22 protein-coding genes are annotated in these 23,252 nt (G+C 70.8%); 6 read left to right on the forward strand and 16 right to left on the reverse strand.

What is annotated here, in order from left to right; all coding sequences use genetic code 11:
* Window positions 1-6: 6 nt before the first annotated feature.
* Window positions 7-990 (reverse strand): helix-turn-helix transcriptional regulator, encoded by a 984-nt coding sequence (locus K340_RS0109970; RefSeq protein ID WP_029136598.1) that lies wholly within the window; start codon window positions 988-990, stop codon window positions 7-9.
* A gap of 110 nt (window positions 991-1,100) precedes the next feature.
* On the opposite strand from K340_RS0109970, the gene K340_RS0109975 reads away from it, so the two are divergent.
* Complete coding sequence (locus K340_RS0109975) at window positions 1,101-1,721, forward strand: TIGR03086 family metal-binding protein (protein ID WP_029136599.1); 621 nt, start codon at window positions 1,101-1,103, stop codon at window positions 1,719-1,721.
* 119 nt (window positions 1,722-1,840) lie between these two features.
* On the opposite strand, the gene K340_RS34125 is transcribed toward K340_RS0109975, so the two are convergent.
* Both K340_RS34125 and K340_RS0109985 read right to left on the reverse strand, forming a co-directional pair.
* On the reverse strand, window positions 1,841-2,788 hold the full coding sequence (locus K340_RS34125) for a hypothetical protein (RefSeq protein WP_051265726.1): 948 nt from the start codon (window positions 2,786-2,788) through the stop codon (window positions 1,841-1,843).
* A gap of 20 nt (window positions 2,789-2,808) precedes the next feature.
* Window positions 2,809-3,354, reverse strand: a complete 546-nt coding sequence (locus tag K340_RS0109985) for a dihydrofolate reductase family protein (protein ID WP_029136600.1) — start codon at window positions 3,352-3,354, stop codon at window positions 2,809-2,811.
* A gap of 222 nt (window positions 3,355-3,576) precedes the next feature.
* Here K340_RS0109985 and K340_RS0109990 point away from each other — a divergent pair, with 222 nt between their 5' ends.
* Window positions 3,577-4,746 (forward strand): lactonase family protein, encoded by a 1,170-nt coding sequence (locus K340_RS0109990; RefSeq protein ID WP_029136601.1) that lies wholly within the window; start codon window positions 3,577-3,579, stop codon window positions 4,744-4,746.
* Between the two features lie 30 nt (window positions 4,747-4,776).
* On the opposite strand, the gene K340_RS0109995 is transcribed toward K340_RS0109990, so the two are convergent.
* From K340_RS0109995 to K340_RS0110005, 3 genes are read right to left on the reverse strand one after another with little or no spacing between them, the layout of a single operon-like run.
* The gene (locus tag K340_RS0109995) at window positions 4,777-5,031 is read right to left on the reverse strand and encodes an anti-sigma factor family protein (RefSeq protein WP_051265728.1); all 255 of its coding nucleotides are present in this window, start codon (window positions 5,029-5,031) and stop codon (window positions 4,777-4,779) included.
* Window positions 5,028-5,681 carry an RNA polymerase sigma factor gene (locus K340_RS0110000; protein WP_029136603.1) on the reverse strand — a complete coding sequence of 218 codons (654 nt, stop codon included), beginning with the start codon at window positions 5,679-5,681 and terminating at the stop codon, window positions 5,028-5,030. Before K340_RS0110000 ends, K340_RS0109995 begins: the two co-directional genes overlap by 4 nt.
* An 8-nt stretch (window positions 5,682-5,689) precedes the next feature.
* The gene (locus tag K340_RS0110005; RefSeq protein WP_029136604.1) at window positions 5,690-6,166 is read right to left on the reverse strand and encodes a nucleoside deaminase; all 477 of its coding nucleotides are present in this window, start codon (window positions 6,164-6,166) and stop codon (window positions 5,690-5,692) included.
* A gap of 236 nt (window positions 6,167-6,402) precedes the next feature.
* On the opposite strand from K340_RS0110005, the gene K340_RS28960 reads away from it, so the two are divergent.
* A complete protein-coding gene (locus K340_RS28960; RefSeq protein WP_037363959.1) occupies window positions 6,403-9,600 on the forward strand; it encodes an AfsR/SARP family transcriptional regulator in 3,198 nt (1,065 codons plus the stop codon).
* A 26-nt stretch (window positions 9,601-9,626) separates the two neighbouring features.
* Here K340_RS28960 and K340_RS0110015 read toward each other — a convergent pair whose 3' ends face one another.
* Genes K340_RS0110015 through K340_RS0110040 form a run of 6 tightly spaced genes read right to left on the reverse strand, consistent with a single transcriptional unit; the run spans window position 9,627 to window position 17,570 of the window.
* Window positions 9,627-10,508, reverse strand: coding sequence for an HAD family hydrolase (locus K340_RS0110015; RefSeq protein WP_029136605.1), 882 nt, complete (start codon window positions 10,506-10,508; stop codon window positions 9,627-9,629).
* Window positions 10,505-11,893 (reverse strand): MFS transporter, encoded by a 1,389-nt coding sequence (locus tag K340_RS28965; protein WP_084614245.1) that lies wholly within the window; start codon window positions 11,891-11,893, stop codon window positions 10,505-10,507. Before K340_RS28965 ends, K340_RS0110015 begins: the two co-directional genes overlap by 4 nt.
* A 44-nt stretch (window positions 11,894-11,937) precedes the next feature.
* Window positions 11,938-14,379, reverse strand: a complete 2,442-nt coding sequence (locus K340_RS0110025; RefSeq protein WP_029136606.1) for a bifunctional salicylyl-CoA 5-hydroxylase/oxidoreductase — start codon at window positions 14,377-14,379, stop codon at window positions 11,938-11,940.
* Window positions 14,376-16,052, reverse strand: a complete 1,677-nt coding sequence (locus K340_RS0110030) for an AMP-binding protein (RefSeq protein WP_029136607.1) — start codon at window positions 16,050-16,052, stop codon at window positions 14,376-14,378. The genes K340_RS0110025 and K340_RS0110030 overlap by 4 nt, the downstream gene beginning before the upstream one ends.
* Before the next feature lie 43 nt (window positions 16,053-16,095).
* Window positions 16,096-17,091, reverse strand: a complete 996-nt coding sequence (locus K340_RS0110035; RefSeq protein ID WP_084614246.1) for an acyl-CoA thioesterase — start codon at window positions 17,089-17,091, stop codon at window positions 16,096-16,098.
* Entirely contained in the window at window positions 17,088-17,570 is a 483-nt protein-coding gene (locus K340_RS0110040; protein ID WP_029136609.1) for a cupin domain-containing protein, read from the reverse strand. The genes K340_RS0110035 and K340_RS0110040 overlap by 4 nt, the downstream gene beginning before the upstream one ends.
* A gap of 164 nt (window positions 17,571-17,734) precedes the next feature.
* Here K340_RS0110040 and K340_RS0110045 point away from each other — a divergent pair, with 164 nt between their 5' ends.
* The gene (locus K340_RS0110045; protein WP_029136610.1) at window positions 17,735-18,133 is read left to right on the forward strand and encodes a RidA family protein; all 399 of its coding nucleotides are present in this window, start codon (window positions 17,735-17,737) and stop codon (window positions 18,131-18,133) included.
* A gap of 20 nt (window positions 18,134-18,153) precedes the next feature.
* On the opposite strand, the gene K340_RS0110050 is transcribed toward K340_RS0110045, so the two are convergent.
* The 4 genes from K340_RS0110050 to K340_RS28975 all read right to left on the reverse strand — a co-directional run bounded on the left by K340_RS0110050 (window position 18,154) and on the right by K340_RS28975 (window position 21,612).
* Window positions 18,154-18,963: a PaaX family transcriptional regulator gene (locus tag K340_RS0110050; protein ID WP_029136611.1), complete on the reverse strand. Its 810-nt coding sequence runs from the start codon at window positions 18,961-18,963 to the stop codon at window positions 18,154-18,156.
* Between the two features lie 20 nt (window positions 18,964-18,983).
* Window positions 18,984-19,487: a hypothetical protein gene (locus K340_RS0110055; RefSeq protein WP_029136612.1), complete on the reverse strand. Its 504-nt coding sequence runs from the start codon at window positions 19,485-19,487 to the stop codon at window positions 18,984-18,986.
* Window positions 19,488-19,607: 120 nt separating this feature from the next.
* Window positions 19,608-20,114 (reverse strand): GNAT family N-acetyltransferase, encoded by a 507-nt coding sequence (locus tag K340_RS28970; protein WP_051265729.1) that lies wholly within the window; start codon window positions 20,112-20,114, stop codon window positions 19,608-19,610.
* Between the two features lie 127 nt (window positions 20,115-20,241).
* Window positions 20,242-21,612 (reverse strand): FAD-binding oxidoreductase, encoded by a 1,371-nt coding sequence (locus K340_RS28975; protein WP_051265731.1) that lies wholly within the window; start codon window positions 21,610-21,612, stop codon window positions 20,242-20,244.
* A 166-nt stretch (window positions 21,613-21,778) separates the two neighbouring features.
* Between K340_RS28975 and K340_RS28980 the strand changes: the two genes are divergently transcribed.
* Both K340_RS28980 and K340_RS0110075 read left to right on the forward strand, forming a co-directional pair.
* Window positions 21,779-22,546 (forward strand): sensor histidine kinase, encoded by a 768-nt coding sequence (locus K340_RS28980; protein WP_051265733.1) that lies wholly within the window; start codon window positions 21,779-21,781, stop codon window positions 22,544-22,546.
* Between the two features lie 2 nt (window positions 22,547-22,548).
* Window positions 22,549-23,217, forward strand: a complete 669-nt coding sequence (locus K340_RS0110075) for a response regulator (protein ID WP_029136613.1) — start codon at window positions 22,549-22,551, stop codon at window positions 23,215-23,217.
* The last annotated feature ends 35 nt before the right edge of the window (window positions 23,218-23,252 follow it).

A 23,252-nucleotide genomic window follows, 5' to 3' on the forward strand; every position in this document is an offset into this window, starting at 1 on the left:
CCACCGTCAGCCCGGCTCCGGATAGTGGTCAAGTGCCTGCCGGGCGGCGGCCCGGATCTCGGCCGTCATCCAGGCCGGTTCCAGCACGGTCAGGTAGGGAGCGTGCAGCACCGCGACCGCCGTCATCACGTCCGGCAGCCGCACCAGCACCCGCCAGATTTCCGCGCCGTCGTCGGCTCCGGTCGGCTCTACCTGGATCGCGCTACCGGCCGCCACCTGCATGTTCACCAGTCGGCGCAACACCGCGGCCCGCTCCGGCCGCACCAGCAGGGTCATCTCTACCGGGTTCAACGCCCGGTTCAGCCGCGACCGCAGCTCCTCCCAGATCACCGCCAGCGGCCTGCCGTCCAGCGGGCGGCTCGGCGCCTCGAGCACCGTCAGCCCACCGATCCGGGACACCCGGTAGCTGCGCATCCGGCCGCGATGCTCGGCGATCAGATACCACCGCCCGGAGTGATCGACGATGCCGATCGGATCGATGGTCCGGACACCGGGCGCCGAGGCGCCGGCCGAGGTGTACGTCATCCGCACCCGACGCCGCCGGGTGACGGCCTCGCGCAGCTCCGGCAACAGCGGCACCGCCTCGGCGGCGGCGAACCAGGTCCGCCGGTCGGCCAGTACCACATCGCCCAACGACTCGGCGCGCTCCAGCGCCAGGCTTGGCGCCGTCGCGGCCACCTTGGCCAGCGCCGACGTCAGCGCCCCGCCGAGGCCGAGCTGATCGGCGGCCTCCCGCGAGGTCCAGGCGAACAGCGCCTGCGCCTCCGGTGGCGTCAGCCCGGACGCTGTCGTGGTGAAGCCGTCCATCAGCACGCAACCACCGCCGCGGCCCCGCTCGGTGAACACCGGCACGCCGGCCGCCGACAGCGCATCCATGTCGCGCAGCACGGTCCGCTCGCTCACCTCGAGCTGCTCGGCCAACCACGTCGCCTTCGCCCGCCGATGACGCTGCAGCAGCATCAGCAGGTGCAACAACCGGTCCGCGCGCATGGCTTCGAGAATCTCACGGAAACCTGACAAAGGATGTCAGGTTTGCCGGGTGAACTGGTGTCGACGGGTTCCGAGACGGGAACCCGCAACCTGAACCAAGGAGCACGACGATGAGCGTCACCCCCACTCCCACCGAAACCGCGGCCACCGCGTACGAGCCCGACCCACGCCCGCAGCTCGCCCGCGCCCTGGACCAGGCCGGGCGCCTGATCGATGGCACCGATCCGGCCCAGGGTTCACTGCCGACGCCGTGCGCCGACTTCGACGTCGCGGCTGTGGTCGGACACCTGCTCGGCGTGGTCCGGCGGATCGGCGTGGTGCTGGACGGCCGGCCCTTCTACGAGGCGCCGAGCCACCTGGACAGCACCGACTGGTCGGCGGACTGGGCCACCGGCCGCGCCGGAACCGAGCAGGTCCTGGCCGATGCCGGCAACCTGTCCCGCACCGTCACCGTGCCCTGGGGCGAGGAACTCGGCGCCGACGTTCTGGCCTCGTACGTGGGCGAGATGACGGTGCACTCGTGGGACATTGCGGTGGCCACCGGGCGTCTCGAGCAGCTCGATCCCGAGCTGGCGACCGTCGCGTTGTCGACCTACCGGCGCAAGGTGCCGGCCGAGCCGCGGGGCGGGCAGATCCCGTTCGGCCCAGTGGTTCCGGTCTCCGATGACGCCGCACCGTACGCCCGGCTGGTCGGCTGGACCGGCCGGGATCCGCAGTGGGTCGCCGGCTGACGGGTCTGACGGTCCGCCCGGCCTGCGATTCCGCTGGCGTTGCACCTCAGCCGGGTGCGCTGCGGCGCCAGCAGATCGTGGGGATCGCTGCCGATGCTGGGGTCGGAGTCGGGTCAGGGTCAGCGGTCGGCGCGACGCTGGGCGCCGGCTGCCGCCCGCTGGGCCTTCGTCAGCTCGGAATGCGTTTGACGAGCGGTGGTCTCGGCGGCGGTGAGGGCGGTCTCGGCATCGGCCAACTCGTCCCGGAGCCGCTGCACCTCGGCCCGGGCGCCGTCCACTGCGGCGTCGGCCTCGTCGGCAGCCGCTGCCGCCTCGGCGGCCAGAGCCGTTGCGGCATCAGCGATCTCCCGGATCCGCCGCGCCGCGGCGGCGGCCGCGGCCGCCGCAGCGCCGTCATTTGTAGCGTCGTCATCGGCGGTGCCGTCGTCCGCGGTGCCGTCGTCCGCGGTGTCGTCATCCCCGGCGGTGCTACCCGACCCGGTACGCGCTGAGCCGGCCCGGCGCCGGGAGCCACCCGGCGCCGGGGCCGGCGCGACATCCTCGCTCGCGCCATCCGCGCCGTCGGACTCCAGCCCGCTGCGGTACAGCGGCGCAGTCAGCCTGCCCGCCAACAGCTCTCGGGCCGCGCCGCCATCGGTGATCGCCGCCCGCAGGGTGTCGACCAGGCCACGGATCGCGGCGTCGGGGACCTTCCGGCCGGCGTCCCGGGCATCCTGCTTCGCCTGGTCGACCAGCGCCGCGATCACCAGCCGCTGCGCCTTCGCCAGCTCGCGTAGCCGCGGCCCGTCGCTGTCGGCGGCCGCGGCCCGCAGGTCCTCGCCGAGCTCGACCAGCGGCTGAACCTCCTGGGGGTGGCCGCGGACCAGCTGGTTGGCCAGCCAGGCCGAGGCGTTCGGTTTGCCGAGCGCCTTCACCCGCGCGGCCAGCTTCTTGTCCCCGTCGGCCTTCGCCTGCTTCTCCCGGTCGTTGCGGGCAGCGGTGAACTCCTCCGGCGTCAGCGCATACAGCTCGTCGGCGGCCGCATCGAAGGCAGCGTCCTGCGCCGTCGGATGATCCGCACCGCCCATCGCTGCCGCCGTCGCCCGGGTCAGTCGGAAGGACGGAGGGCGTAGCTGAGCACGGCATTCCCGGCGGGGGTGATCGTGCTGTCCACCAACTGCAGGCGGGTGATCGGCACCGAGTCGTCGAACAGCCGGCGGCCCTGGCCGACCACCGGATGCGTCGTCAGGGTGAGTGCGTCGACCACCCCGGCGAGGAACAGCGATCGGATGGTCTCGATACCGCCGACCACCGAAATCCCGCCGCCGTCGCCCGCCTTGAGCCGGCGGACATACTCGGCTGGGTCGCCCTCGATGATCGTCGAGTTCCATGGCAACTCGCCGCTGAGAGTGCTGGTCACCACGTGCTTGCGCACCGGATTGATGAAGGCGCCGAACGGGTCCTGCGCCGCCGGCCAGTATTCGGACCATTCCTGCCAGAGCTTGCGACCGATCACCACGTCGTCGATGCCGGCGATCGCCTTGCCCATCAGCTCGCCCTCGGCCTCGCCGAAGGCGTCGAACTGCCACTGATCGGGGCTCTCGACCACCCCGTTGACACTGTTGAACAGGTGCGCGGTGACGCTGCGAGTCATCGGTTCGTCCTTTCATCCGCGGCGCCGGGGCGCGCCGTAGCGGTATGGACCCTGCGCGGATGACGAAATCATCGCCGCGCGAACATCGGCCGTCAGAAGCGTACGCGGGAAGCGCCGTCGGCCGCGGGGTGATCGCCGGCTGGTCGCGTCACCAGCGGTGTAACACCTCGGCTTGTCACGGGACTGTTCGTGGTCCCGTCCGTACCCGCCCGAGGAGTCTTCATGTCCCTTCCCCGCATCGCCGCCGTCGCCGCCCTGGTGGCAGGCTCACTGGCATTAGGTCTGTCCCCCACCGCGGCAGGCGCCGGCTCGATCGCCGAGCGCCCGACCCATCGCGGCGACGACGCCGCGGTCTTCGTCCAGACGAACAACGAGGCCGGTAACAGCATCCTGGTGTTCGCCCGCGGCCACGACGGCCGCTTGACCGAGGCCGGCGAGTACGCCACCGGCGGGCGCGGCGGCAGCGAGCCCGGCGCGGTCGTCGATCCTCTTGCCTCACAAGGATCTTTGACCTACGACGCGGCACATCGCCTGCTGTACGCGGTGAACGCCGGCAGCAACACGCTCACCGTCTTCGAGGTGCACGGTCGGTCACTGGCCCGCCGGCAGGTGCTGGCCACCAACGGGATCCTGCCGGTGTCGGTCAGCCGGAGTGGGGACCTGGTCTACGTGCTCGATGCCGGTGGCGACGGCGCCATCACCGGGTTCCGCATCCACGGCGACCGGTTGCGGCCGATCCCCGGCTCCACCCGCAGCCTTGGCCTCGGCAACCCGGCGGCGCCGCCGTTCCTGTCGTCACCGTCGCAGGTGGCGATCACCCCGGACGCGAGGGCCGTCATCGTCGCGACCAAAACGCACGGCGACCTCCTTGCCTTCCCGTTGGACCGGGCCGGGCACCCGGCGGCGCACCCGGTGGTGACGGCCACGCCGGACGGAGTCGTGCCGTTCGCGCTGACCTTCGACCGGGCCGGCCGACTCCAGGTCGCCGACGCCAAGGGCGGCGCCTCGTCCTACGCCGTCCGGTCGGACGGCACCCTGTCCGCGATTTCGCCGTTCGTGGCGAACGGGCAGGCAGCGACCTGCTGGTCCGTCAACGCCAAGGGTTACCTGTTCGTCGCCAACGCCGGCTCGGCCACCATCACCGGCTACACCGTCGACCGCTCCGGTCGGCTGAGCCTGCACGACCCGACCGGGGTCACCGCCCGGACCGACGCCGGCCCGGTGGATCTGGCGGTCTCGGGTGACGGGAACTTCCTGTACCAGCAGGCCACCGGCGCCGGCGCGATCGACGAGTTCCGGGTGGGTGACGACGGCTCGCTGCACTCGATCGGCAGCGTCGCGGGTCTGCCGGCCGACCAGGGTCACGGCTTCGAGGGCATCGCCGCCAACTGAGCCGGCACGCGCCGCCCGTCGGTCACGCCGTTACTGCGTGGCCGGTGGGCGGTAGCCGCGGAACGCGGCTTCGAGCTCGGCCAGCGCTGCCTCGGACAGGGTGTCGGGCGGCAGCCGCCCGGCCGACTCGATGACGGTGCGGAGCTGCTCGAGATACAGGACGCAGGCCGGGCAGGTGGCAAGGTGCGCCTCGAGGGCGGCCACGGTGTCGGCGTCGAGGGCACCGTCGAGGTAGTCGGTGAGCAACTCCACCACGACCTGGCACGACAGGTGCTCGGTAGTCATTGCGTTTCCTCCTCGCGCGGATGGTAGTAGTCCTCGAGGTGTTGCCGTAGTGCGGCGCGGCCGCGGTGCAGCAGCACCCGCTGGTTGGCGGCGGTGAGGTTCAGCAGATCGCAGATCTCCTCGGCCGGCACGCCGTCGACATCGCGCAGTTGCACCACCACCCGCTGCCGGTCCGGAAGCCGGGCCAGGGCGTCCGCGATCAGCGCCCGCACCTCACCGGACAGCGCTGCCGCCTCGGGGCCCCACGCCCGCGGCGCCGCATCCGCCCGCCAGCCGCCGGCCCACTGCTCACCGGCCGGCCGGAAGCGACGCGGATCGACGGTGGGCGCGGCGTTCTGCACTTCCGGATCGGCTACCGGCACCGCGCGGCGCTCGCGGACACCTTGCCGACGAGCGATGTTCAGCAGGGTGTGGAAGACCCAGGTTCGCAGGCTGGATCGACCTTCGAACCGGTCGATACCGCGAATCAGCGCCAACCAGGTCTCCTGCACGGCTTCCTCGGCGGAGGCCTGTGAGGCGACACAGGATCGGGCGACGTGCAGCATGGCCGGCGACCACGCCCTGACCAGGTCGGTGAAGGCGGCCGAATCCCCGTGCCGGAGTCGGTCCACCAGGTCGCCGTCAGCGCTGGGGGCGATCACCGGATCCATGGCAACCCCTACTCGGCAACCCGGCGGGGATGCAGCGCACGGATCTCGTCGAGCAGCTCGGGCACCGGCCCCTCGACCCGGACCAGCGGTGCGACCTGCTGGATCGGTAGTGCGGCAACGGGTCCGGCCGGCGGGTTGTCGCCGTACCGCCACCACTGCAGTTGCGCGGCCGACTGGACATACACGATCCGGCCGATCCCGGCCCAGCCGTGCGCCGCCGAACACATCGGACAGTGCTCGCCGGAGGTGTAGACCGTGGCGGCCGCACATTCTTCGGGGCTCAGGTTCATCGCCGCCCACCGCGCCAGCGCGAACTCCGGATGAGCGGTCGGGTCGCCGGTGCTGGTCTCCCGGTTGCGATCTTCCGCGAGCACGTCGCCGGAACCGGACACCAGCACCGAGCCGAATGCCCCGTCGCCGGCAGCCGCGGCATCCCCGGCGAGCGCGATGCAGCGCCGCAGGTGGTTCAGGTCGTCGTCGTTCATGGACACCTCGATCACCTTGACCGGTTAGGGACCCCAGTCTTGCAGAACCGTTCCGCAGGCAGCCGGATAATTCGTTCAGCCCTCGGCTGCCGGCTCGCCTACAGTCGGACGAACCCGCCCACCAGCGGGAACGCCGGAGTCGGGACGGCCACGACCGTCGTCGACCCCACGGTTCGCCATCAGCGGACCACGGAGCACGGTTCACAGACGTCGACGCGCGGCTCGGAGTGGTTGCCATGCAGTTCCAGGTCCTCGGACCACTGCAGGTGCATGCCGACGACGACCCGGAGGGTAGCGACACCGCACCGCTGCCGATCGCCGGCCGGATGCAGGAGACGCTGCTCGCACTGCTGCTGGCCGACACCGGTCGGCCGGTCTCGGTGGACGTGCTCACCGAGGCCCTCTGGCCGGGCGCGCCATCCGGCACCTCGAATGGCAAGCTGCACCTGCTGGTGCACCGGCTGCGCCGGTCGCTGGACGATCCCGATCGGGTGGAGTCCTCACCGCACGGCTACCGGCTGCTGGCGGGCCCGGACGAGGTGGATGCCGCGCAATTCGAACGCTGGGCCGACGAGCTGCTCACCGGCGACCCGGCACCGGATCACACCGTCACGCTCGGTCGACGCGCCCTCGGGCTGTGGCGCGGGCAACCGTTCCAGGACATCGACGCGCCGGCCCTCGCGGCCACCACCGCCCGACTGCAGGAACGACGAATCGCGGTTCTGACCAAGGTCTTCGAGGCAGAGCTGGACGTCGGTAGGCACGATGTGGTGCTCGCCGAACTGGATCAGGTTGCTCGCGAGCACCCACTGGACGAGCGCCTGCAGGAGTTGAGCATGCTCGCCCTGTATCGGTCGGGCCGGCAAGCCGAGGCGCTGGCGGCGTATCGCCGCACCCGATCGACCCTGGTCACCGAACTCGGTGTCGAGCCCGGTCCCGACCTCACCGAGTTGCATCGAGCCGTGCTCGCCGGTGAGGTGCCCGCGGCCCCTCCGATGTACGACTGCCCGCCGGCCCACCTGCCGGGCGATGTTCGTTGGTTGCGCGGCCGGGACGACGATCTCGAACGGCTGACGACGCTGCTGGCCGGCGCGGACGACGGCTCCCGGGCCTGTGCCGTGGTCGGCACCGCCGGCATGGGCAAGACAGCGCTGGCCGTCCACTGGGCGCATCGGAATGCCGACCGGTTCCCGGACGGTCAGATGTTCTGCGATCTCCAGGGTTTCGGGGCCGACCGACCGGTCGACCCCGAAGACGTGCTCGGCACCTTCATCAGGGCGCTGGGCGGATCGCTGACCGAGCTTTCGTCCGGCGTCGCCGAGCGGATGACCCGCTACCGCAGCCTGCTGGCTGGACGCCGCGTTCTCGTGGTGCTGGACAACGCCTGGTCGACAGAACAAGTGAGGCCGCTGCTGCCGGCCGGTGACGGGTGCGCGGCGGTGATCACCAGCCGAAATGCCCTGCCGGGCTTGGCCGTCACCGACGGCGTTCGATCGCTGACGATCGGCGCCCTCGCGCCCACCGACGCACGTGCCGTGTTGGGGATGGTCGATCCCGATGGCGTCGAGGGCCACCCACCCGACATCGGGCATCCGCCGGACGCGCTCGCCACCCTGCTGCACTGGTGCGGCGGGCTGCCGCTGGCGCTGCGCATCGTCGGAGAACGCCTCGGCGGGGACCAGCTGAACGTCGCACCCCTGGTTGCCGAGATCGCCGATGCGGGTGATCCCTTCGACCTGCTCGATGCCGGCGACGGCCCGGAAACCGATGTGCGGCAGGTGTTCTCCTGGTCGTACCGCGCGCTCGAGCCGGCCACCGCGCGGGTGTTCAGGTACCTCGGCATGCTGCCGACGCCGAACGCCGACCTGCCCGCGATTGCGGCGCTCGCCGGCAGCGGTGAGTGCGGCGCGAACGTTCGCTCGGTGCGCCGCGAGCTACAGCTGCTGGTCCGGGCACACCTGGTGGAGCAGAACGAGTTCGGCCACTACGGACAGCACGACCTGGTGCGCGCGTACGCCTCCGAATTGGCTGACGAGGTCGACGGCCGGGCGGAACGGTCGGCCGCCGGCTCTCGGCTGCTGGGTGGGTTGGCGCTGACGGCGGACGCCGCCCGGCGAGCGCTCGGCCACGAGCCGCTCAGTGGCGCGCCGCCGGTCGTCGCTGCGGACCTTCCGGCCAGGGCCTTCTCGACGGCCTTGGCGGCAGAGCAATGGATGGCTGTCACCGCGCCGGGACTGCCTGCGCTGCTGCGTACGGTCACCGGTCACGGCGAGCACAGCGCGGCGGACGACACCCGGCTGATCGAACTGTCCGAGGCGTTCAACATCTACCTGGTCCGCAACGGCCTGCCGGACGTGTTGCTCCCGATGTGCCGGGCCGCGCTGGCGGCGGCCGCGCGGCTCGGTGATCTGCGCGCAGAGTCAATTGCCGAGTTGCATCTGGGCAGCGTGTACAGCAACTTCGGGCGGATCGACGACGGCGACCCGGTGGACACTGCCGAACGGCACTACCTGCGGGCTGCCGAGCTCGGCCGGCGCTGCGGATCCGTGCTCGCCCAGGCCGCGGCGCTGAACAACCTTTCGATGATCGCCCACCTTCGCGGCCGGATCCGGCAGGACGCCGAGCTGCTCCGGCAGGCGTTGGAGATTCTGCGTCCGGCCAGCGAGACCGCCGCCACCGCACGGGTTCTGAGCAACCTGGGGCACTCCCATCTGCTTCTGGGCGAGCTGGCGGACGCGGCGGAGTATCTCGCCGAGGGTCGCGAACTCGCCGCAGCGCTCGACCAGAGGGCCACCCTGCTGTTCTGCGAAACGCAGTTGTCGAAGCTGCACCGGGAGCGCGGCAACCCGACGATCGCACTCCGGCACGCACGGAAGGCGCTGCAGCTGGCCAGGGCGGAGCTGGATCGCCCGGTCGAGGCGGAGGCCGAGGTGGCCATCGGGGCCTCGTTGCGTCTGCAGGGCCGGCACTCTGAGGCGTTGCCCCACCACGATGCAGCGGTGGAGATCGCCCGGGAGCTGCAGGACGTTCAGGTGCAGGTGCACGCCCTCGAGCAGCGAGGCATCACCAGGTCGCAGCTCGACCCGCCGAGCGGACTTGCCGATCTCACCGAGGCGTTGGACGTGACCACGGCCAACGGGTTGACCCACAAGCAGATCAGTGTCCGGCTCGCGATCGCCGAAGTGCTCACCGCGGTTGACGAATCAGCGGATGGCGAATCAGCGGATGGCCAGTCGACGGATGGCGAGTCGGCAGACCTTGATGCCGCGCGTGCGCACCTGGTGGCCGGACTGCAGGTGGCCGAGCGGGTGCAGGACGAGCAGGCGGGAATGGTGCGAGCGCGGCTCTCCGCACTGGACGGCCGACGATTGCCTGGCCAACGCGCGGTAGCCGGCGCCGGACGTCCGGGCCCGATCCGGCCCCCGGCGCGATGACCACCGACCCGTCCGATCGGCCCTGGTCACGACACCGCCTCGTCCCACCAGCGGCGAGGAGTCGGCGCCTCGGCGATCGCGAGTTCGGCGGACAGCGCTCCGAGGATCACCGGGTCGGCGGCCTCGATCCGGCGCACCTGGGGCAGCGTATCCAGGCCGGGCAGTAACGCGCCCACCACCACCGAACGGGTTGCTACGGTCAGCATCTGCCGATCGTTCTCGTCATTCCCGAAGGCAACCACCGGCACGTCGCGGCCGAACAGCTCCGTCAATGCTGCCGCCTTGCCGACGCCGGCCGCCACCACCTCGGCGTCACCGGTGCCGTGGGCGAAAACGTTCGCCGCGCCGACACCGATGGCCCGCAAGCGTTCGGCCCACGGGTCGGCGTGCGCCACGCTGAGCTTCAGAACGCCGTCCCAGCGCGGGATTTCACCCGGCCACCGGTTATGCCGGTAGGTGTCGCCCATCCACGGCAGCGCATCAGGGGCGCTGGCCAGGAACTGGTCGCCGTACTCCATACAGTACGGCTCCCCCGCCGCATCCAGGACACCCACCGCCGCGGCCACCAGTGCCGGCGGCAGCGGCTGGCGGGCCAGGGCCCGCCCGTTGCGCAGCACCAGTGCGCCGTTGCAGCAGAGCAGGTCGATCCGGTCGCCGAGACCGGGGAGCCAGCCGCGGACCGCATGCGGCGCCCGCGACGTCGCGACCACCACCCTGACGTCGCCGGCGGCGGCGAACCGTTGCAGCAGCGTGATGATCGCTGCCGCCGGCGGGCGGCCACCGAAGGCGATGGTGCCGTCCAGATCGGTGGCCAGCACCTGCCGCGGCAGCACCGACGGCCGGTCGGCTCGATCTGTTCCGGCCGCCCTCCGGGAGGCGGCGCGTCCGTTGTTCCGGCGGCGGTTCATGCCGTCACCGCGGCCCGACGGCCGGCCGCGGCGAGCAGACCGGCGATCGCGACACCCAGCAGCACGGCGGCCGCCGAGACGTACATCCCCGGCGCCAGCTGCGTTTCTTTGCTCACCGCAGGTACTACCGCCGAGGCGGTGACCACCGCCAGACCCACTGCGCCGCCGACGTTCTGCGCGGTGGTCAGCAGCCCGGCGGTGGTTCCGCGCAGCTCAGGTGGCGCCGCATCCACCGCGGCGATCGATGCCGCCGGGAAACACAGCGCCAGCGCGGCCCCGATCCCGGCCATCGCCGGCAACACCCGCACCGCGATCGGCAACGACGGACTCATCAGTGCCAGGTAGCCGAGGCTCGCCACCAGCAACAGCGAACCGCACGCGAAGACCGCCGTCGGTCGCGCGATCGTCACCAACCTCGCCCCCAGGCCGGCCAATCCGCTGAAGAACAGCGGCTGCGGCAGGATCAGCAACCCGACGACCAGACCGCTGTGGCCGTAACCGGTTCCCAGGCCGAGGCTCAGCACGTACATGGAGGCGACCACCCCGGCGAAGACCGCCGCCAGCCCCAGACAGGCGGCCCGCACCCGAGGGGAGCGGACCACCTCGGCCGGGAACCCGGCGCCGCCGGGGCGGCGGGACAACCACGCTACGCCGACCAGCACGGCAGCGGCCTCGAGGGCGATCAGCAGACCGGTGGAGCTGCCGATGCCGCCGACGGCGTGCATGGCCAGCACCAGGACCAGCGTCACCACGACGGCGCCGACCGGATCGATGCCGCTGCGCCGCACCGGTTTCGATGCCTGGATCGACCAGGTGGCCAGCAACACCAGCAGCACCACCGGGACGAACACCACGAAGCTCCAGCGCCAGCCCCACCAGGCCACCACCGCGCCGGGAAGCACCAGGCCGAGCGAGAAACCGACCGCCCCCATGGCGCCGTACAGCGCCACTGCCTTGTTCCGGGCCGGCCCCTCGTCCAGTCCGGCGGTGATCAGCGCGAGGGCGGCCGGGGCACTCAGCGCGGCACCGGCCCCCTGAACGATCCGGCCGGCGATGAGCATCGGCGCGGACAGGGCCGCCGCGCAGAGCAGGCACCCGACGCCGAACAGGGCGACGCCGATCAGGAAGACGGTGCGCCGGCTCCAGGCGTCGACCAGCCGGCCGGCCACCGGCAGCAGCCCGGCATAGGCGACCAGGAAGGCGCTGGCCACCAGCTGCAGCGCCGTTCCGTCGATCCGCAGGTCGAGGCTGATCGCGCTGACCTGGACGTTGATGCTGGAGGAGCTCATGCCCTCCAGCAGCAGGGCGAGACAGACGACGGCCATTCGGGCCGTCGGCATCGCGCCGGCGGCCGGTGCGACGGCGGGGTGATGGGAACCTGGCATCCGGCGAGCCTGGACCGGACCGCTTTCATCCGGCTTTCATCCCGCTATCTGCCGGCAGCGGCGGCCGTGGCCTTCGGCAGTGGGGAGGGCCGACCGCCCGGGTCGGCAACGGCCGGTGTCCACCGGACGTGGGTCGGCAGTTCGTCAGCGCCCGGATCGCGGACCAGCGACAGCCGGGGGCGGACGGCGTCGGTACGGGCGCTGGGCGGTTTGCGCCGGCCGGCGCGGAACGGCGCCGGCCACTGCGCGCCCGGCCCGGCGTACTCCTGCTCGGCCGCGGCATGCAGGGTCCACTGCGGGTCGTAGAGGTGTGCCCGGGCCAGCGCGCACAGATCGGCCCGGCCGGCCAGCAGGATCGAGTTGACGTCGTCGTAGGAGGAGATGGCGCCGACCGCGATCACCGCGGCACCGGCCGGGGCGGCGACCTCGTTGCGGATCCGGTCGGCGAACGGGGTCTGATAGCTGCGGCCGAACGCCGGCTTCTCGTGGCTGGCGATCTGGCCGGTGGACACGTCGATGCCGTCAGCCCCGTTGCCGATGAAGGCGGCGGCGATCCGCACCGAGTCGTCGGCGGTGTTGCCGCCGTCGATCCAGTCGACCGCCGACAGCCGGACGGTGATCGGCCGGCCGGCCGGCCAGGCTGCCCGAACCGCGTCGAAGACCTCCAGCGGATATCGCAGCCGGTTCTCCAGGGATCCGCCGTAGCGGTCGGTGCGCTGGTTGGAGATCGGCGACAGGAAGGAGGACAACAGGTATCCGTGTGCGCAGTGCAGCTCCAGCAGGTCGAATCCTGCCTCGCCGGCGCGGTGCGCGGCGACGACGAACTCGTCGCGGATCGCGTCCAGTTCGGCGTGGGTCAGCTCGGCTGGTGTCTGGTTACCAGGGCCGTACGGCAGGGCTGACGGCCCGACCACCGGCCAGTTCCCGTCCGGCAATGGCTCGTCGATGCCCTCCCACATCAGCTTGGTAGAACCCTTGCGGCCGGAGTGACCGAGCTGCGCACCGATCTTCGCCGGCGAGTTGGCGTGCACGAAATCGACGACGGTTGACCAACTGTCGCGCTGCTCGTCGGTCCACAGGCCGGTGCAGCCGGGGGTGATCCGGCCGGTCGGCGACACGCAGACCATCTCCGTCATCACCAGTCCGGCGCCGCCCATCGCCTTGCTGCCCAGGTGCACCAGGTGGAAGTTGCCCGGCACGCCGTCGACCGCGGAGTACATGTCCATCGGCGAGACGATGATCCGATTGGTCAGTTCCAGCTCACCCAACCGGAAGGGCTGGAACATCGCCGGTGCCACCGACTGCAGCCCGTTGGCATCGGCGAACGCCCGATCCACCCGGTCGGCGAACTCCGGGTCCCGCAGCCGCAGGTTGTCGTAGGTGATCCGGCGGGACCTGGTGAGCAGGTTGAAGCAGAACTGCACCATGTCCTGATCCAGGTACTGGCCAAGGTTTTCGAACCACTCCAACGACGCCTGGGCCGCGCGCTGGGTCGATTCGACCACCGGCCGGCGCTCGTCCTCGTACGCCTGCACCGCCGCTTCGAGTCCATCGTGCTCGTGCAGACAGGCGGCCAGCGCCAGCGCATCCTCCATGGCCAACTTGGTGCCGGAGCCGACGGAGAAGTGCGCGGTGTGCGCGGCATCGCCGATCAGCACGATGTTCCCGCGCCGCCAGCTGCGGTTGCGGACGGTGGTGAAGGTGATCCACTTCGAGTTGTTGGCCAGCACCCGGTGCCCGGCCAGCTCGTCGGCGAAGATCTGTCGGATCCGCCCGATCGCCGCGTCGTCGCTGCGCCCCGGTTCGATCGGCGAGGATTCGGTGTCGGCGAAACCCGCTGCGCGCCAAACGTCCTCGGTCATCTCGACGATGAAGGTGCTGCCGGAATCGGAGTACGGGTAGCCGTGGATCTGCATCACCCCGTGCTCGGTGTTCCTGACGAAGAAGGTGAACGCCTCGAAGACCTGGTCGGTGCCCAGCCACATGTACTTACAGGTGCGGCGGTCCAGCTCGGGCCCGAAGTCGTCGGCGTACTGCTGTCGAATGGCCGAGTTGACCCCGTCCGCGGCCAGCACCAGGTCGTACTCGCGGGACAACCACGCTACGTCCGGGGCGGGAGTGGAGAACCGGACGTCGACGCCCAGGTCGAGGCAGCGTTGTTGCAGCAGGCGCAGCAGGTCCTTGCGGGACATCGCGGCAAATCCCTGGCCGCCCACCGTTTCCACCTCGTGCGACCCGTCGACGCCGGTCCGGTGGATGTCGATGTCGGTCCAGCGGGCGAACCCGGCGGCCATCTGCTCGGCGATCACCGGATCGGCATTGCCGATCCCACCGAGCGTCTCGTCGCTGAACACCACGCCGAAGCCGAAGGTGTCGCCGGCCGCGTTGCGTTCCCACACGGTGATCCGGTGGCTCGGGTCCAGCTGCATCATCAGGGCGGCGAAGTAGAGCCCGGCCGGTCCGCCGCCGACGACGGCGATCTTCACTTCGGCCCCGCGGCAGCCGCCGGCGCATCCTGTTCGGTGGCCAGCAGATCCCGCAACCGGAAGTGCTGCAGCTTTCCGCTCGGGTTGCGCGGCAGCGAGTCGACGAACCGAACGTCCCTCGGGTACTTGTACGGAGCGATCTGCTGCTTCACGAAATCCTGGATGTCCTTTCGGGTCTGCCCGTCTGCGGTGGTGCCGGTGGCGAGCACCACGAAGGCGCAGACCACCGATCCGCGTTCCGGGTCCGGGCGGGCGACCACCGCGCTCTCCAGCACCGCCGGGTGCTTGTTGATCGCCGCCTCCACCTCAGGCGCGCCGATGTTGTAGCCGGAGGAGATGATCATGCTGTCCGAACGAGCGTGGTAGATGAAGTAGCCATCGGCGTCCAGCTCGAAGATGTCTCCGGTGATGTTCCAGCCGTCCTGCACGTAGTTCTGCTGACGGTCGCCGGACAGATAGCGGCAGCCGGTCGGACCGATCACCGCCAGCCGCCCCGGGACTCCCGGCCCGAGTGGACGGCCCTGCTCGTCGAGCACCACCGCCCGGTAGCCGGGCACCGCCCGGCCGGTACTTCCGGGCCTGATGTCGTCGCCGGCCGCGGAGACGAACACATGCAGCATCTCGGTGGAGCCGATGCCGTCGATCAGTCGCAGGCCAGTGGCCTCGTGCACCTGGTGCCAGGTGTCGGCCGGCAGGTGCTCGCCCGCGGAGACACCAATTCGCAAGGTGCGCAGCAGGTCTGCCTTGCCCTGCTTGACGATGGCCCGGTACGCGGTCGGTGCGGTGAACAGCACGGTCGCGCCGTTGGCGTTGCTCAGCTCGGCGAGCTCCACCGGGGTGGTCTTCTCGGTGAGCAGGCTGGACGCGCCGAACCGCAACGGGAACACCACCAGTCCGCCGAGCCCGAAGGTGAAGGCGAGCGGCGGCGATCCGGCGAACACGTCCTGCGGCACCGGGTGCAACAGGTAGCGGGCGAAGGTGTCGGCGTTGGCCAGCACGTCGCGGTGGAAGTGCATGGTGATCTTCGGGACGCCGGTGGATCCCGAGGTGGGTCCGAGCAGCGCCACGTCGTCGGCCGCGGTCGGCACGTCGACGAACTCGCCGGACTTGCCGGCGCAGCGGGCCACCAGGTCGTCGTCCCCCGGACCGCCGACCAGCACGGTGATCGGCGCGGATCCGCCGGGCTCGGCGGCGGGCAGGTCGTCGGCGCAGCGGTGGTCGCACAGCAGCACCGCGGGCAGGGTGAGGTCGATCAGCTGCTGGACCTCGCGGTCACGCAGGGCCGGCACCGTGGTGACCACGACCGCGCCGGCCTTGAGCACCCCGAGCCAGCAGGCCACCAGCCACGGCGTGTTCGGTGCCCTCAGCATCACCCGGTTGCCCGGCAGCACGCCGAGGTCCTCGACCAGCACCTGCGCCACCTGGTTCGACCTGGTGAGCAGCTCCTGGTAGGTCCAGCTGGGTTGGCCGGGGGCGTGCAGCGCGGGCCGGTCGGCACCGAACTCGTTGGTGGGTCGGGTGATCAGCTCGGTCGCGGCGTTCAGCCGGTCCGGGTACTGCACCTCGGGGACGGTGAACTCGAACACCGGCCAGCTGTCACGGGGCGGCAGATGATCGCGGGCGAAGGTGTCCTGGTGCGCGCTGGGACTCAACGGAGTCTCGGTCTGCGTCATGATGCCGTGCCCCTTCGTCGATGCGGAAGTCGAGGTTGCGCGTTCAGGTCGCGGAGTTCGCCGGCTGCGGGCCGCGGATCATGCCTTCCTGCAGCACGGTGGCCAGCAGATTGCCGGACCGGTCGTGCAGGTAGCCGCGGGCCAGGCCGCGATTGTGCTGTGCGGACACGGCCCGCTGGCTGTAGAGCACCCAGTCGTCCAGCCGCGCCGGGCGGTGGAACCACATGGCGTGGTCAAGGCTGGCCGTCGTCAGCCCCGGGTCTGCCCAGGCCAGGCCGTGGGCGCGGAGCACCGGTTCCAGGATGGTGTAGTCGCAGACGTAGGCGAGCGCGGCGGTGTGCACGATCGGATCGTCCGGCAACGGGCTGAACGATTTGAGCCAGACCGCCTGCGTCGGAACGTGTTCGCCGCTGACCTCGGTATAGACCGGGCCGGACACGTGGCGCTGGTCGAAGCTGCGACCGAACGACCAGTACTCGGCGGCCGGGCCGGTCTGCCCGGCGAGTGCCTGCGCCGAACTGGGCAGCGACTCCGGTTCCGGCACGTCGGCCGGCATCGGGGTGGTCAGGTCCAGCCCGTCCTCGGGCACCTGGAACGACGCGAGGCAGGTGTAGACGATCTTGTCGTTCTGATACCCGCGGACCTGCCGGGTGGAATAGCCGCGCCCGTCCCGCAGGATCTCCACCTCGTACCGCACCTGGGCGCCGACATCGACGGGCCGCAGGAAGTAGCTGTGCATGGAGTGCAGTTGCCGGTCGGCCGCGGCGGACCGGATGGCGGCAACGGTCGCCTGCGCAACCATGTCGCCGCCGTAGGCCTTCGGCCACGGGCAGGGCTGGGTGGTCGCCAGGTAGGCCTGGTCGAGGTGTTGCGGGGCAACGGGTGTCAGCTCGATCGCGGCCAGGAACGGATCGGCGGTCGGGGCGGCGTCGGCCCGGGTGGAGTCAGCCGCGGCGGCGCCCGGCCGGGTGCCGTCAACCCGGTCGGTCCGTTCGGGCTCGGCATTCACCGCGCCGTGGGTGCCCACCGGTGAACTCATACCCGCCGGAACCCCTCGAGCAGCGCGTCGTCCACCTCGTCGAGGTTGATCACGATGTTCTCCGGGGTGCGGGTGGTGAGCCAGACCAGATCCTCGGTGACGCTCATGTTCGCCTCGACGTGCGGCATGTACGGCGGCACGAAAACCCAGTCGCCCTCGGTCATGTCGTACCACTGGGCGTAGTTCTCGCCGAAGTAGATCCGGCCGTGGCCCGAGAGCACGTAACCGCCGGTCTCGGCCTCGCCGTGGTGGTGCGGCAGCGAGCGGTAGCCGGGCTTGTTGCTCACCCTGCCGAACCAGATCCTGGTCGCCGGCGTGTGCTGGATGCTGACCCCGGAGACCCGCACGCAGTCGCCGGACTGGGTGGTGTCGCTGCTCTCGTCACCGGCCCTGGTGACGACCGGCGCCACCAGTCCTTCCGGATCCGCGTACTGCTCGTTGGGCCCGTACTGCTGGGTTCCCGGCAGGGTTTCGGTCATGGTCGCTCCTTCGGGTCGCGCTCCGTCAGCCGTCTCGTTCCCTGTGCGTGTCAGGGCGTTCCCTGTGCGTGTCAGGGCGACTGTGTCACGATTCTGACGGCCGTCACATTTACTCAATGTACCATCGGCGACATCGCTCGCAAGGGACCCGGAGGAGAAATCCAGTGCCGCACCAGAACATCAACCCGGCCTCGCTGGCGACGCCGCGTGGCTTCGCCCACGCCACGGTCGCGCCGGCCGGCCGCACCGTTCACCTCGGCGGTCAGACCGCGATGGACGCCGACGGGCGGATCGTCGCCGGCGGCATTGTCGAGCAGTTCCGGCAGGCGTTCGGGAACGTGCTGACGTCGTTGGCCGCCGCCGGCGGGACTCCGGAAGACCTGGTCTCGCTGACGATCTACCTCACCGACGTTGACGACTACCAGGCGAACGGGGCCGAGATCGGCCGGATCTGGCGGGAGTTGGCCGGCAGCAACTACCCGGCGATGGCGGGCATCGGCGTCACCCGGCTGTGGCAGCCGGAGGCGCTGATCGAGATCTCCGGCATCGCCGCCCTCGACTGACGGGGATGACGGCGACGCCGTCAGCCGGTGAGCAGTGCCCGGGCGTGGTCGCGGCTCGGACCGGACCAGCGCTGGTGCAGGCGCATGAACAGTGACTCGGCGACCCGGCCGTGCCAGCCGGTGGGCAGCAGGTCGGCCGGCAGTCCCGGATCCAGGTACGGCAGCTGCCGCCACTCGGTGACCAACGGGATGTAGCCGGCGAATGCCTCGCCGGGCGTTGAGGTCGGCCGGTCCGCCTGCGCGCTGTGCCGGTTGACGAACGAGAGGTACTGGCCCTCGAGGCTGTCCAGGTCCCACCAGCTCGCGACCTTCGTCTTGAGCGCCGCCGTATCGGTGTAGTGGGCGGTGAAGAACTCGACATAGCGGTCCAGCTGCTCGCGGGCGAGCCTGGTCCTGACCGCGTCCGCCACCCCGGCCGGGGCGATCCACAGTCCGGGGGCCACTGATCCGAAACCCCAGCGGCCCAACACCATTCGGATCCGGTGCCGCAGGTGACGCTGCGATTCCGGGACGGTGAAGGTGGCCAGCAGCCATTCGTCCGAGGCTTCCGCATGCCGGCCGAAGATCCGCCGGTCGCCCTCGTCGAACACCTCGTTCAGCTGTGGGGCCAGGGCATACGCCGCGGCACCGTCGGTCGTCGCACTGACCAGGATCTCGCGCTTCTTGAGCCGGGCGACGGACGAGCGGACGCCGGCCGGTTCCACGCCCAACTCGCCGAGCATCCTGATGAGTGCGGCGATCGGGATGGCGCCCCGCAGGTCGCGATACAGCCCGAAGACGGTGACGATCAAGTGCTGGTGACGTGGCGCGGTCGGTGGACTGGCGGGCATGATCGGGAGCCTAGATCAGCTCAGAACCCGAACGTGGCGCTCAGTCCGGAATGACCGCCGTTCCGGTCGAGCGCGGCTTCCGACCTGCCAACCACCGCGCGGGTCGGCCGCACGTGCATGAACAGCAACACCAGCGAGGCCAGGCCGCCCGGCAGGTAGTTGCCGACCGACGCCGGCGGCGACAGGAAGGTGAGTGCGACCGCCACCAGCATCGGCACCTCGCAGAGGGCGACCCGGACCATCGCCGACGTCTGGAACCGGGCGAACGCGACCTGCTGCACGTCGGTGCCCGCCCGGGCAGACTCCAACGGCGCCAGTCGATAGCCGATCTGTTCGCACAGCATCCAGGACAGCGCAGCGATCACCAGCGGGACCACGACGGCCAGCCAGGACACCTGCGGCGAGTCGGACTGTGAGCTCTGGACGACGAACACCACGATCCCGAGCAGCACCGGGACGCTGATGAAGGTGTTCGCCAGGACCTGGTAGGTGCGGGCACCCGCCTGCGGCGTCGGGGTGGTCATCCGTCAGACCCTATTCGACCCGACCAGCCGGCTCCCACCCACGAGGTAGCGGAATGTTCGACAGGTAGCGCGAAGTTGTGCGGCGTGTCCTGCAAGGTTCCGCTACCTGCCCCGGGGGGCTCAGCGGAGCGGCTTCTCCAGCTCCTCGGCGGTCTCGGTCGCCTCTCGCTCGACCCCTTCGCCGTCGTGATAGCGGTACGTGGTGGTGGTCAGCCGACCGGTCGGGCGGTAGCCGAGTCGCACGTACAGCCGGCGGGCATCCGGGTTGTCCACGCCGACACCGATGGCCAGCACGCCGTCGGCGGCGGCCGACTGCGGTGCGGCCAACTGCGATGCGGCCAACTGCAGTGCGGCCAACTGCTCGGCCGCCGCGATCAGCGCCCGACCCACCCCGCGGCCACGGAACTCCGCGCGGGTGTGCAGGTTCTTCAACTCCGGTCGCTCGCCCCTGGTCAGCACCCCGGTCCCGGCCGGCACCCCGTCCAGCCAGCCGACCAGGTACACGATCGAGCCGGCCTGTTGGCTCGAGAAAAACTGCTCGGCCAGTCGCGCACCCGACGGTTCGGCAGCCGTCAGCAGCGGCACATCGTCCGACCTGCACGGCAGGACCCGAATCGTCGACGTCACCGGACCACCTTGTCACGACCGATGGTCAAGAATCACCATGGAGGTAGCGGAAACCCGCAGGACACGCCGCGAGACTTCGCGCTACCTGCAGAGCATTCCGCTACCTCCCGGGCGGGCGGCAGTGGCGTCAGCCGGCTGCGGGCGGGACGTTGTGGTTGCGCCGGAAGATGTTCTCCGGGTCGTAGCGCCGTTTGATCAACGAGAGCCGTTGATAGGTCTCCGGCGGATACGCGGCGGCGACATCGTCCGGTGTGGCCGAGCCCTGGAAGTTGATGTAAGGGCCGGATCCCTGTGCCGCCAACGGCTTCCAGTCGCTCAACGCCTGGTCGATCTCGGCCTCGGTGGCAGCCATCGGCAGCATGATCCCGGCCAGCAGCATCCCCTCCGAGGCGCGATGAGCGTACGCGGTGGCATCGGCCCTGACCCTGGCGACCGCGCTGCCGAGGCTGCGCAGCGTCAGCATCATCTGCTCGCACTCGAAGGCGCGGGCCATCCCGGAGATCACCTCGTCGGTGAGCCGGGGCAGCAGCGTGTTGCGGGCCACGATCCGGATCCCCGGCGGATGGTGGGCGTCCTCCAGCACCTGCGAGTACGGCATCAGCCGTACCGTGTCCGCCACGACGGAGCCCAAGGCCCGCAACGGTTCCAGCGCCGCATCGGCGGCCCGCTCGTCGGGCTCGGCGTAGCAGCACAGCACCATGGCCGCCGCCGGCCGGCCCATCATCGGCGGCATCAGCACCAGGGTGCTGGTGAGGTTCTCGTCGGCGGCCCGCATCGCGTCCCGCCAGCCGGCAACCATCGCCGGAACATCCTGCAGGGCAAAGGCGATCGAGCCGTAGTACACCGAGGTGATCGGTTGCGCGATGAAGTCAAGGCTGACCACCACACCGAAGTTGCCGCCACCGCCGCGCAACGCCCAGAACAGGTCAGGGTTCTCGTCGACGGTGGCCCGCACCAACTGCCCGTTGGCCAGCACCACGTCGGCGGCCACCACGCTGTCGATGGCCAGCCCGTACTTGCGGACCAGCCAGCCGATGCCGCCGCCGAGCGTCAGCCCACCCACCCCGACGCTGCGGGTGTCGCCGGCGGTGATCGCCCAGCCGTGTTCGGCCAATGCGTCGCTCACCGCCCCCCAAGTGGCGCCGGCGCCGATCCGCACCCGGCGGGCCGTGCGGTCCAGCACCACGATCCGGTCGAAGTGGGACAGGTCGATCAGCACCCCGGCGGTGTTCGTGCTGAGCCCGGCGGGACTGTGCCCGCCGGCCCGCACGCTGATGTCCAGGCAGGAGCCGGTTGCGTATTCGATGGCGGCGGCGATCTCCCCCGGGTCTCTCGGACGGACGATCACATCCGGTGCCCCGAGGGCGAAAACCGCCCCGGACGCGTCGTCGTAACCGTCATCCCCGGGCAGCAGTACGTCGCCCAGCTCGGTCGGTCCGGGCGCGAGCCGGTCGGCGCCGCGATCGGTGATGGTCGTGTCGATTCCTTGTGATGTCATACCTTTACCGTCGTCGGCGACGAGCCGGATGTCGTCGGACCTGGGGTGACACTTGCCGGCACGACGAGCGGCGCCGTCCGGTCCGCGAAGTACCACCGCGGGAGTACCGGTGAACTACTCCCGGCGGACGACGACCGCGGCTGACGCACCGCCTACTGTTGATCAGGTGCGCACCGACCGCGGCTGGAAAAGGTTCTACGCCACCGGATGGGTGGTCTCCTGTCTGGTCGCAGTGGCCGCCGCCCGGCAGTGGAACGGCCGGGTCCGGGAGGCCGAGCAGCGGGCGGCCGAGATCGAGCGCACCCACGAGGCGACCGCCCGCGGGCGGGCGGCCGAGGAGCGGCTGCGGATCGCCCGCGATCTGCACGATTCGTTGACGCACAGCATCTCCGTGGTCAAGATGCAGGCGGGAGTGGCCGTGCACCTGGCCCGCAAACGCGGCGAGCAGGTGCCCGAGTCATTGCTGGCGATCGAGGAGGCGGCGACCGAGGCGTCCCGGGAACTCCGCGAGACGCTGCGGGTGTTGCGCCGCGACGAGGTGCCCACCGGGACCGGGCTGACGGAGCTGCCGCGATTGATTGCCCGCTGCGGCAGCGCCGGGCTGGAGGCTTCGGTGCACGAACTCGGGACGAGGCGCGAGCTGCCGGCCGATGTCGACACCGCCGCCTACCGGATCGTTCAGGAAGCGCTGACCAACACCTCCCGGCATGCCGGGCCGGCCACCGCGCGGGTGACGCTGGACTATTCGGACGACTGCTTCCGGGTGGAGATCACCGATGACGGCGAGGGCATCGCCGCCGACTCCCATCGGCCGGGCCTTGGCCTGATCGGCATGCGCGAGCGGGCCGCGGCGCTCGGCGGCAGCCTGGTCGCCTACCGCCGTCCGGAGGGCGGGTTCGCCGTCGAGGCGGTCCTGCCGCTGGTCCCCCGATGATCGTGATTCGAGTGCTGCTCGCCGACGACCAGACACTGATCCGCACCGGGCTGCGGGCACTGCTGGAGGCGGAGGACGACATCACCGTTGTCGGGGAGGCGGCCGATGGCTCCCGGGCGGTCGAGCTTGCTGCCGAGCTGCTGCCGGACATCGTGCTGATGGACGTGCAGATGCCGACGATGGACGGCATCGAGGCGACCCGCCGGATCGTCGCGGATCCACGGCTGTGCGGTGTCCGGGTCGTGATGCTGACGAACTACGGGCTGGACGAGTACGTGTTCTCCGCGCTGCGCGCCGGTGCCAGCGGGTTCCTGGTGAAGGACACCGAGCCGGCCGAACTGCTGCAGGCGCTGCGGGTGGTGACCGACGGCGCCGCCCTGCTGTCGCCGACCATCACCAGGACACTGATCAGCGAGTTCGTCGCCCGGCCGGCCGCTCGGGTGTCGACCGAGGGGCTGACGGAGCTGACCGCCAGGGAGCGGGAGGTGGTGGCGCTGGTCGGGCAGGGACTGAGCAACGACGAGATCGCCCAGCAGATGGTGGTGAGTCCGACCACCGCGAAAACCCATGTCAGCCGGGCGATGTCGAAGGTGCACGCCCGCGACCGCGCGCAGCTGGTGGTGTTCGCCTACGAGACCGGGCTGGTGTTGCCGCGCAGCGATCCGGCCTGACCTCCGTCGACCGAGTGTGGTCGCCGTGGAACTTG

Origin of the sequence: Nakamurella lactea DSM 19367, assembly GCF_000426645.1 — a bacterium.
In the GTDB taxonomy this organism is placed as follows: Bacteria; Actinomycetota; Actinomycetes; order Mycobacteriales; family Nakamurellaceae; genus Nakamurella; species Nakamurella lactea.